This window comes from uncultured Winogradskyella sp. (assembly GCF_947498345.1).
Classification (GTDB): domain Bacteria; phylum Bacteroidota; class Bacteroidia; order Flavobacteriales; family Flavobacteriaceae; genus Winogradskyella.
In genome coordinates this window covers 295,535-306,784 of sequence record NZ_CANMJY010000004.1, presented here as the reverse complement: position 1 = coordinate 306,784, position 11,250 = coordinate 295,535, and the positions used below count along the sequence as shown (strand labels likewise).

General features: G+C 33.4%; 10 protein-coding genes. 1 reads left to right on the top strand and 9 read right to left on the bottom strand.

Going from position 1 to position 11,250, the window contains the following annotated elements:
* Positions 1-532: 532 nt before the first annotated feature.
* The 4 genes from Q0912_RS07740 to Q0912_RS07725 all read right to left on the bottom strand — a co-directional run bounded on the left by Q0912_RS07740 (position 533) and on the right by Q0912_RS07725 (position 3,532).
* Complete coding sequence (locus Q0912_RS07740) at positions 533-913, bottom strand: Rid family detoxifying hydrolase (RefSeq protein ID WP_299113739.1); 381 nt, start codon at positions 911-913, stop codon at positions 533-535.
* A 137-nt stretch (positions 914-1,050) separates the two neighbouring features.
* Entirely contained in the window at positions 1,051-1,908 is an 858-nt protein-coding gene (locus Q0912_RS07735; protein ID WP_299113725.1) for an OmpA family protein, read from the bottom strand.
* 181 nt (positions 1,909-2,089) lie between these two features.
* A complete protein-coding gene (locus Q0912_RS07730; protein ID WP_299113723.1) occupies positions 2,090-3,082 on the bottom strand; it encodes a glycosyltransferase family 2 protein in 993 nt (330 codons plus the stop codon).
* Entirely contained in the window at positions 3,083-3,532 is a 450-nt protein-coding gene (locus Q0912_RS07725; RefSeq protein WP_299113721.1) for a type I restriction enzyme HsdR N-terminal domain-containing protein, read from the bottom strand.
* Between the two features lie 48 nt (positions 3,533-3,580).
* Between Q0912_RS07725 and holA the strand changes: the two genes are divergently transcribed.
* Positions 3,581-4,588 carry a DNA polymerase III subunit delta gene (gene holA, locus Q0912_RS07720; protein ID WP_299113719.1) on the top strand — a complete coding sequence of 336 codons (1,008 nt, stop codon included), beginning with the start codon at positions 3,581-3,583 and terminating at the stop codon, positions 4,586-4,588.
* A gap of 3 nt (positions 4,589-4,591) precedes the next feature.
* Here holA and Q0912_RS07715 read toward each other — a convergent pair whose 3' ends face one another.
* The 5 genes from Q0912_RS07715 to thrA form a co-directional block, all read right to left on the bottom strand.
* Positions 4,592-5,680, bottom strand: a complete 1,089-nt coding sequence (locus tag Q0912_RS07715; RefSeq protein ID WP_299113717.1) for a T9SS type A sorting domain-containing protein — start codon at positions 5,678-5,680, stop codon at positions 4,592-4,594.
* A 121-nt stretch (positions 5,681-5,801) separates the two neighbouring features.
* Complete coding sequence (locus tag Q0912_RS07710; protein WP_299113714.1) at positions 5,802-6,326, bottom strand: GNAT family N-acetyltransferase; 525 nt, start codon at positions 6,324-6,326, stop codon at positions 5,802-5,804.
* Between the two features lie 4 nt (positions 6,327-6,330).
* Entirely contained in the window at positions 6,331-7,620 is a 1,290-nt protein-coding gene (thrC, locus tag Q0912_RS07705) for a threonine synthase (protein WP_299113712.1), read from the bottom strand.
* On the bottom strand, positions 7,620-8,540 hold the full coding sequence (locus Q0912_RS07700) for a homoserine kinase (RefSeq protein WP_299113711.1): 921 nt from the start codon (positions 8,538-8,540) through the stop codon (positions 7,620-7,622). Before Q0912_RS07700 ends, thrC begins: the two co-directional genes overlap by 1 nt.
* A 48-nt stretch (positions 8,541-8,588) precedes the next feature.
* Positions 8,589-11,063, bottom strand: a complete 2,475-nt coding sequence (gene thrA / locus Q0912_RS07695) for a bifunctional aspartate kinase/homoserine dehydrogenase I (RefSeq protein ID WP_299113709.1) — start codon at positions 11,061-11,063, stop codon at positions 8,589-8,591.
* Positions 11,064-11,250: the final 187 nt, after the last annotated feature.

The window sequence follows — 11,250 nt, the reverse complement described above, 5'->3', positions numbered from 1 at the left end:
TAACCTTAATCTGCTCTTTTGTTCTTTATTGATTATTTGTCTAATTTAATTGAAATACAAACTTAGGATGGCTATAAGTAATTGCTTGTTCTCGCCTACTTTGGAAATTCCTGCGGAATTTCAAACTTGGTGTGTACTTGCAGTTTAGTGCTAAACCACGCAACTACTCATAGCCGAGACCGTTAAGCGCAATAAAACAAAATATCACTCTTTTTAAAAAAATATCCCTTTTTCCATGAGGGAAAATTGCATCTCAGTTGTTATATATATAAATCGGCATGCAAAAGGTATGGTTTAGGGTTTACCTTTTCGATTTTTTCTTTAAACATACAAATTGTTATGAAATAGGATTAGTACGTTTTAGAGTTGATTAAAATGTTAGTTAGTTAAAGTGGTTTGTGCATGTAAACCACTTTTCTTTTGCTTATTTTCAGGAGAATTGAAATTACAGTTGTTATGTATATAACAGCTAGATTTAGTTGTAATTGGTTGGTTGTAAAATGGCAGTTTGCAATGTGCAAATTGCCATTTTCTATTTTACCGCAATCATACTAATCTCAACATTAACAAACTTTGGTAAGTTGGCTACTTCTACAGTTTCTCTTGCAGGTGCAGTGGCTTCATTAAAATATTGCGCATATACACTATTAATTTTTGTAAAGTTGTGCATATCGCTTATGAAAATGGAAGTCTTTATAACATTTTCAAAGGTCATATCTGCAGCTGCCAAAACAGCCTTCATGTTTTCCATTACTTGTTTGGTTTCTGCCTCGATAGTATCCATAACCAGTTCCATGGTTTCGGGATGTAATGCAATTTGCCCAGAAGTATAAAGTGTGTTTCCCGATAAAACAGCTTGATTGTAAGGTCCAATTGGAGCTGGAGCTTTTGGTGTGTTTATTATTTTTTTCATAGGTATACTTACTGCAAAAGCAGAAATCTCATTAAAAGTTAGACGATACTTCAAATATAATGTTTAAAGCTTTATTTATATACAAAACAAAACCCAATGCAAATACATTGGGTTTTAATATTTATAATCTACAGGGATTAATTTCCGGCAGAAAGGTTTTTCATTTCTGCTTCGATCATTTCGTAAAACTGGTCAATTTTTGGTAATACAACAATTCGTGTACGTCTGTTTTTTGCTCTGTTTTCTGCAGTGTCATTTTCTACTAATGGTACATAATAACTACGGCCAGCAGCAATTAATTGTTGTGGATTTACCTTAAGTTCTTCTAAAACTCTTACCACAGACGTGGCGCGTTTTACACTTAGGTCCCAATTGTCTATTAATGGTGGTTTGTTATAAGACTTGTTATCTGTATGCGACTCTACCATAGCTTCAAAGTCTGGCTTACTGTTAATCACCTTAGCTACTTTTGCTAAAACTTCCTTGGCGCGAGTGGTTACATTGTAGCTTCCGCTTTTAAATAATAATTTATCTGCAATAGAAATAAATACCACACCTTTTTCTACATTAACTTCAATATCCGGATCATTGATGCCTACTTCTTTCTTTAAACTAGAAACAATAGCCAATGTTACACTATCTTTTTTAGTTAATGCATCTTGCAAGCGCGAGATTTTTAAATCCTTTTCTTTTAAACTTTCCAGAGACTTTTCAAGGTTCTCAGCTCCCTTTTGTGTAAGGGTTGTTAGGTTACCTTTAGTATCTATTAAATCCTGATTGGCTTTACGCAAATCTGCCAATTGATCTTTCATGGTTTCTACACGTGCATTTGCAGCAGCAGCATCAGACAAACATTTGTTAAGTTTTACTGTTGCGCTATTTAATAAGTCTTGTGTTTCTTGTTGTTTAGCTTCAAGTGCCATATAATCTTTCTTAGATACGCATGATGCCAATAATAACATAGCACAAACACTTAATAACGATAATTTCTTCATAATCAGTTTTCAGTTTATATTGTTAATTGTAACATGTCAAAATTATAGAAAAGAAGAAGTGACTGTACATGGATTAACAAAACTTTTAACAGTTTTATAAACAAAACAATAAAGCCTAAAATCTATTTGAGCATTTTATATTATAATTATTTTTAAGATAAGAAACCTTAGCAATTTCGTATTAAAATATTTTATTCTTTTTTATAAAGTAAGACCAAACTATAGAATCCGTTTTAAAATAGTTAGATCGCTTAGGGAGTTGCCTTCTTTGACGTAGAATGGGTCTTAACTTTCTATAAAACGATAAATGCGCTCTTAGTACCGCAAAAAAGTAGCGTGGCTTTAGCTGTACTAAAAACCGAAGTGCGGCTATACCATCGAGTTTCATGCGAATCACAGTTCTGATAAAAACATGTTTGTCCGTATTTTTAACTAATGTAAAGAGACTATTTCTAAAATTGAGATAGGTTTTTCTGGGATTTGTAGTATTAAGTGTAGCTCCTCCGACATGGTAAACAGTCGATGTACCAACATATTTCACTTCATAATCACTGTTATAAGCACGCCAGCATAAATCAATTTCTTCCATATGCGCAAAATAACTTTCATCAAAACCGTTGAGTGTTTTAAAGACAGAATTTCTAATAAAGAAGCAAGCACCAGAAGCCCAAAAAATAGTTTTAATATCGTTGTACTGGCCTTGGTCTTTTTCTATAGTGTCAAAGATTCTTCCACGGCAAAAAGGGTAACCATATTTATCTATAAATCCACCAGCAGCACCAGCATATTCAAAATAGGACTTGTTTTTATGGTCCAAAATTTTTGGTTGGATGATAGCGATTTGAGCTTCAGAATTAAATATTTTAAGAATTGGTAGTAACCAATCTTTTGTAACTTCAACGTCACTATTTAATAAACAGAGTAGAGGTTCTTCAACCGTTTTTAGAGCATCATTATACCCTTTAGCATAACCGCTATTTTTTGAGTTCTGAATTAATTCTACTGTAGGAAAATGTTCAGTAACAAAAGCTACGGAATCATCAGTAGATGCATTATCAGCTACATAAATTTTTGCTTCATTAGAATGTTTAACTACTGAAGGTAGAAATTGCTCAAGTAAGTTTCTTCCATTCCAGTTTAAGATAACAACTGCTATATCTTTAGCTTGTAACATTTATGCTTTGGTGTAATTCGGAATATCTTTTAAAAACGAATAACGTTTATTCTCAGTATCCATTTGACAATAATAATGATTTATACCATTAGTTACCATTAAGTAGTCTGCTTTTAATGCCAGATTATAGCGTGCAATCTGATCGAAGGTGCCCTGATTTATTATTGTTGAATAGGATTTGCACTCTACTATTAAATGTATACTACCATCTGAATTGAAAACGACAATATCATATCGCTTTTTTAAACCATTAATAGATAATTCTTTTTCTACATTAATCAATGATTTTGGATATTTTTTGTAATTAATTATATAATGCACACAATGTTGACGTACCCATTCTTCGGGTTGAAGAATGATGAATTTTTTCCGAATGACATCAAAAATAGAAACTTTATTTTCTGTACTTTTGAAACGGTATTCAAACTTTGGAAAGTTGAGTTCTTGCACTGTGCAAAATTAAAACTATAATGTCATTCAGACAAACAATTTAAGAGATTGGACGACGTAAAACAATTGGTTTCAGCAATTAAAGAAGGAGACCTTAAGCCTATTTATTTTTTGATGGGAGAGGAGGCTTATTATATTGATAAGATTTCTGGTTTTATTGAAGATAATGTCCTGGACGAAGCTGAAAAAGGGTTTAATCAAATGGTGCTCTATGGTCGTGATGTCTCTATCGATGATATAGTGAGTAATGCTAAACGCTATCCCATGATGGCTGAACGGCAAGTGGTGATTGTAAAAGAAGCACAAGACCTTAGCAGAACCATTGAAAAACTGGCTCAGTATGCAGAAAACCCACAGCCTACAACGGTTTTGGTTATAAATTACAAGTATAAAAAGCTAGATAAGCGGAAAGCTTTATACAAAGCTATAAACAAAAATGGAGGTGTTGTTTTTGAGAGCAAAAAGCTTTATGATAATCAAGTACCTGATTGGATCAGACGTGTATTAAAAGGGCAAGGCTATGACATTTCCCCAAAGGCTGCACAGATGCTTGTTGAATTTTTAGGGACTGACTTAAGCAAGGTAAACAACGAACTCGATAAGTTAAAAATTGTGCTTCCTAAAGGCACGCAAATTACACCAGATCATATTGAAGAGAATATTGGTATAAGTAAAGATTATAATAATTTTGAACTCCGAAAAGCTGTAGGAGAACGTAATATCGTTAAAGCACATAAAATTGCTAAGTATTTTGCAGACAATCCTAAGGATAATCCAATGGTAGTAACGGTATCCTTATTGTTTAGTTTCTTTTCTCAGTTATTGCATTTGCACGGCATGCATGATAAGAATCCACGTAGCGTAGCTTCAGCATTGCGAGTGAATCCTTATTTTGTGAATGAGTATTTAACTGCAGCTCGAAACTACCCAATGAAAAAAGTCAGTGCCATCATCGCTTTATTACGCGAGTTTGATGTAAAAGGTAAAGGTGTAGGTTCTAATGCTGTACCACAAGGTGAATTGCTTAAAGAGTTATTAGTACGCATTTTAGAATAACAATCACTGAATAATCAATCGCTTGGTAACTGAATTTCTGGTTACCGCATCTGTTATCTTAAGCAAATACAGACCAACTTCTAAATCAGAAACATTAATATGTTGATTTACAGATGTTTTTACCAACTGTCCATTAATAGAATAGATGCTTGTATAACAATTTTTATGGCTCAATGTGAAAAAACTCACAGCTGGATTAGGATAAAAAGAAATAGCTTCTACTTCAATTTTAGGAATATTTAAAGTTGATATATTAAAGCTATATAAAGCTGGTAAATTACCCGACAATTCCTCAGCCGAGATATAATATTCTGTTGTATTAATAGGAATGATACCTTCAATCTGGGGTGAGTAATTTGTTGGTACAGCAATAGACGTTTTTATAACTGATCCGTTAGAAAACAAACCAGAATTAAAACCACTCAGTTGAATTAAAAACGCACCATTAGGATCATATCCAGAAAGCACTATACTATTATCTAATACATTGTATGTAGCACCAGACACAAGACCCTGGGCTACGATTGTATCTATAATAGATATACTATGTGTTCCTGGATTTTTAGGTAGTTCATAAATATTTGTATCACCATTAAGCCAGTTTTTAGAAAATACATAGAGCTTATTGTTGTAATGTATTAAACCTTCAGCATCAAAATTTGTGGCTAAAGGACTTGGAATAAAATCGGTTTGATTGCTATAACTAAAGTTTATGGTTTCTGCTGTGACAGAAGTACTTGAAAAATAATCTGCAATAGCAATACGATAGACCTTTAAATTAGTTCTGTCACCTTGATAATTACCAAAATCTCCAATATAGATATAAGTATCATCATGTGTTAAATCTTCCCAATCGGTATTTGAGGCATTTGTAATAGTCACTGTTCGGGTTACTAAACCAGTAGCTGTATCTACATCAAACAACTGATTTGTAGATGCTGTATCGTTATGTGTTATGAGTGTGTCATTAAGATATAATAATCCTGAAGTCTCACTTACAGATGTATCTAATCCAGTTTCTAGAGTAAATTGCTGTGTCTGACCTATATAAAACACCATTAAAAAAAAGAGACTTAATACAATACGCTTCATAATTACTATCCTATATTCATTCTGTATAAATGTATTAATCTTTAGATACAGCAACTAAAAAACAATATGAATCACATTTTATTTGGGATAAAATGTAAGTAGTGAAGTGTATAAACTGATTTTAAAAGTCTAATAAACGGTAATAGTGTAACAGCTCTTCATTGTTATTAGGTAGTATGCCTGTACCTTTTAAACTAAAACCTAAGCGCTCTAATAATTTTTTTGAAGACCAGTTATACTCTAGTGTATAAGCGCTTAATTTTGTCAAGCCATAATCCTTCTTAGCTGCAACCATTAACTGGTATGATGCTTCAAAAGCATAGCCATTGCCTTCAAACTGAGGTAAAAATGCAAAGCCAATGTCAGGATCTTCTTTACCTTCTCTGTAATATATGCCGCAAGTACCAAGTTTGGTATGGTCTTCTTTTCTAATGACAACATTATTTGTATGTCCATATTTTTTTAATTGTGGAAATGCTTTTTCTTTTATATAAGCTTCAGCTTCTTCAACAGTTCTTACATTCCTATCTCCTATGTACTCAATCCACTTTGGCGTATTCATTAATTCCAAAATAAAGGTAGCATCTTCTATAATAACTGGTCTAATGTCTAGTCTCTCGGTTTCGTAAACGGAATATTTTTTCATTATCTTATTTCAATAAGAATTTCTTCAGGTCCTCATAAGAATCAATAAAAGTAGCCGCTTTCTCTTTATGCATTATTGCTTCAATTTGAGAAGGAAGTGACACATTCTTTTCAATAACATCTTCAACCACATCTAAAAATTTAGTAGGATGTGCAGTTTCTAAAAACACCACATGTACATCATTATGCTCTAAATAAGTTTTTGCGCCTAAATAACCAACCGCACCATGTGGGTCTGCTATATAATTATAGGTTTTATATAATTCTAAAAGTGCGGTTCTGGTTTCGTTATCGGTGTAGCTATAAGACGATAAATTTTCTTTTAGAGCTTCAAAATCATTATCATGTAACTCCTGTATTCTAATAAAATTACTTGGATTACCAACATCCATAGCATTACTAATAGTTTGTATAGAAGGTTTTGGCTCATATAATTGTGTACTCATGTAATTAACTACCGTATTGTTGGCATTATTAGCTGCAATAAAGTGTTTTATTGGTAAACCTAATTTTTGAGCAACCATACCGGCACAAATATTCCCAAAATTACCACTCGGTACTGAAAATGCGATATCTTTATGCTTCGATTTTAATTGTTTATAGGCAAACATATAATAGAAGAGCTGTGGTAACCAACGTGCAATGTTTATTGAGTTTGCAGAAGTTAATTGTAATCTATCCGTTAGTTCCTTGTCCATAAAGGCGTGCTTTACCATATCCTGACAGTCATCAAAAACACCATCGACTTCTAAAGCTTTTATATTTTGTCCTAAAGTTGTTAACTGTTTTTCCTGAATATCACTCACTTTCCCACTTGGATAGAGTATAACTACATTTACACCTTTAACACCTAAAAAGCCATTAGCAACCGCACCTCCTGTATCACCAGAAGTGGCAACTAAAACTGTAACTTCATTCGGATTGGTTTTGTTGAAATATCCCAAGCAACGCGCCATAAAACGAGCTCCAACATCTTTAAATGCCATAGTTGGTCCATGAAACAATTCGAGTGTAGAGATATTTTCATTGATTTCCACAACTGGAAAGTCAAAACTTAAGGTGTCTTCAACTATCGTCTTCAATATAGTTTCTGGAATCTCAGGAACAATAAATTGTTTAATGGCTTCAAAAGCTATTTCTGTATTAGATTTGTCTTCAATAGTTTCAAAAAAGGACGACGGTAATGGTGTAATTGATTCAGGAAAATATAAACCTTTATCTGGAGCAAGACCTCTTACGACTGCATCAGCAAATGTTGTTTTTGGTGCTTTATGGTTTAGCGAATAGTATTTCATTATAAAATCTTTATCCCTTCAGTATTAATTTTAGACACATAAGTCTCAAATGCAATATCAGTTTCTGAATATACACCGCGCATTGCTTTTTCAACAGCTTTAGCGACATCTTCTCCTTTACTTAAAGCAAAAATAGAAGGTCCAGAACCAGAAATATTGCAGCCCAGTGCTTTAGCTTCAATGGCGGCTGACTTTACATCATCGAAATGAGGAATTAATTGTTTTCTTTGAGGCTCAATAACGACATCATTTAAGGCCTCTTTTATTAAGTTATAATCTGATGTATGTAGCCCATGTATCAAACTACCTACATTTGCCCATTGTGTTATCGCATTCTTAAGCGGAATGTCATTAGGCAAAATAGCTCTAGACTCTGATGTTTTAATTTCAATCTGTGGATGAATCAAAGTAGCATATAACTCTGATGGAGTAGGGAGCTCTATTATTTGTAATGGATCAGTTGACTTTACCAAGGTAAATCCACCGAAAATTGCAGGAGCCAAATTATCTGCATGTTCAGATTGACTTGCCAGTGCTTCACCTTTCATGGCATAATTGGTTAACTGTGTCTTGTTTAGTGGATTACCGAGTAAAACATTCATACCATAAACGGAGCCTGCAGCACTTGCTGAACTACTCCCAATACCACTTCCAGGTTTAATCTTTTTATAAATTTCAATTTCAAAACCACAATTTGGCTTTAAATCGTTATACATAGCCAAAGCCGAAACTCCCGCAACATTGCTTTCAGTTTCATATGGTAACTCGTAGCCATCAATAGTTGTTATTCGGACACCTTTTTTATCTGTTTGCCTTATGAGCATCTCATCTCCAATGGTATCTAAACAAAAACCGAGTACATCAAATCCACAGGCGACATTAGCTACAGTTGCGGGCGAAAATATTTTGACTTCTTTCATGTGTTCTCAATGCACCTGCCTTTTCATAAGGCAAGAAAGCTCTATTTTTTAATTATTAGCAATTCGTATAATATCTGCAAATAAACCAGAAGCAGTTACATCTGCACCTGCACCTGCACCTTTTACAATTAATGGTTGTCTTGGGTAACGTTGTGTATAGAACATCACGATATTGTCCTTACCTTCTAAATTATAAAAGGGGTGACCTTCAGGGATTTCTTGTAGGCCAACTTTAGCTTTTCCATTGTCATATTCTGCAACATATTTGAGCTGGCAATTCTTAGTCTTTGCCGAAGCATATAGTTTTTGAAAATGACGCTCATCAGCTTTTAATGTTTTATAAAAATCATCAATAGAAGCACTTTCTAAATTGGCTTTAGTTAAAAACGGTTCTACTTCAATATCATCCATTTCCATTGCAGCACCATTTTCTCTGGCTAAAATTAGCACTTTTCTTGCCACATCAATACCGCTAAGATCTATTCTTGGATCTGGTTCTGTGTAACCTTCAAATTGAGCTCGTTTAACGGTATCATGAAAATTATTCTTATCACTAAAATTATTAAAAACAAAATTTAAACTACCCGATAATACGGCTTGAATGTTAGTGACTTTATCACCGGAAGTTACCAAATTATTCAAGGTATTAATAATTGGCAGTGCAGCACCTACATTAGTTTCGTAAAGAAATGGTACGTTATACTTCTTTGACAGGTCATGAAGATTTTTATAAGTTTTGTAATCTTTTGAACATGCAATTTTGCTACAGGCCACAACAGCAATACTATTTTTTAAGTAATCCTCGTAAGTATCTGCGACGGCTTCACTAGCTGTTACGTCTACAAAAATGCTATTTCTAAGGTTCATTTCCACAGCTTTTTTATAAAAGCCTTTAATACTTGATTTCTCTGCAAAATCGAACTCAGAAACCCACTCTTCAAGATTAATTCCTTCTGGCTTAAAGACCATTTTTCTGGAGTTAGATATACCAATAATGCGTAAGTTGATACGCAAATTATTCTTCAAAAACTGATGTTGTTGCTCAATTTGGTCAATAAGGCGTTCTCCAACATTTCCTACACCAGTTATAAACAGATTAATTTGCTTAGCTTTTATTTCAAAAAATCTTTCATGAAGTATGTTGAGCGATTTCTTAACATCGTTATTCTTTATAACAAAAGAGATATTACGTTCAGAGGCTCCTTGTGCTATGGCTCTAATATTAACATTGTTTTTTCCTAAAGCACTAAACGTTTTACCACTAATTCCTTGGTGGCTTTTCATTTTATCTCCGACCACAGCAATAATGGATAAATTAGTTTCAACAATAATCGGGTCTATCTTCCCAAGTGCTATTTCGTATTCAAAAGTCTTATCAACAGTAGCTTTTGCTTGTTTAGCATCATGTTCTGAAATTCCGAAACAAATAGAATGCTCTGAAGAGGATTGTGTGATTAGAACGATATTGATTTTCTCCTGAGCCAAAGTTTCAAAAAGACGTTTGCTAAAACCAGGAATGCCTACCATACCATTACCTTGCAATGTCAGTAATGCAATATTATCAATATGACTAATTCCCTTTATTGGGGATTTCCCATTAAACTTGGGATTCTTTGAGATTGTGGTTCCTATTGCATCTGGCTTTAAGGTGTTTTTAATCACAATGGGAATTTCTTTTTTTAAGACAGGCATAACGGTCGGCGGGTAAAGCACCTTGGCTCCAAAATGTGAGAGTTCTACAGCCTCTTCATAAGTAATATTCTCAATAGGTTTTGCTTGTTTTACCAATTTTGGATTCGCAGTGAACATTCCACTAACATCTGTCCAAATTTGCAGTGCTTCTGCATCTAATGCAGCTGCAATGATTGCTGCAGTATAGTCAGAACCTCCTCTCCCCAAAGTTGTAATTTCACCAGTTGATGATTTAGACACAAAACCAGGCAGTATAACAATTGTATTTGTGTTTGATGCAAAAAATGTTGTAATGTTAGTATTAGTAGCGTTAAAATTTACCGCGGCATTATTAAAATTTAAATCCGTTGTTATAAGTTCTTGCGAATTCTTTAAGGCTGCGTCTAGATTTCTGTTTATAAGTATATTATAAATTATAGTTGAGGATAATACCTCGCCAAAACTTAAAAGTTTATCTTTTGTTTTTGGAGAGAGCTCATTGATTAAATAAATACCGTCTAGAAGCTTTTTTAGCTCATCCAGCTTTTTCAAAACCAATTTATGTAGGCCTTCTTGGCTCTTTTTGGAAACTGTATTATTCTCATAATCTGCAAAGAGCCCATCTATAATTTTTTTGTGAGTAGAAACAATGGTTTTATAATTAGTTAAGTAGGTTTCATCTTTTGCACAGGCCAAATTGGCTGCTTCTAATAATTTATCTGTGATACCACCAACTGCAGATACTACTATGGCTAATTTAGAATCTTTAGACTGTTGTTCTAAAATAGATATTACTTTGTTTATGTTTTTGGCTGAACCTACTGAAGTTCCACCGAATTTGAGAACTTTCATAAATGATAATTTTAATGGATAATGGTCTTGATAGACTTAATAATAGGACGGAAAAGTTATAATGAAACAACCCAAAGGGTCGTTACAAAAAAACATATAGAGTTAACAATTAAATGAGGGTTGATCACGATATTTTCTGCTATGTTTATTTTTTTATTCATTACATTCCAAATGTATTATTTTTACG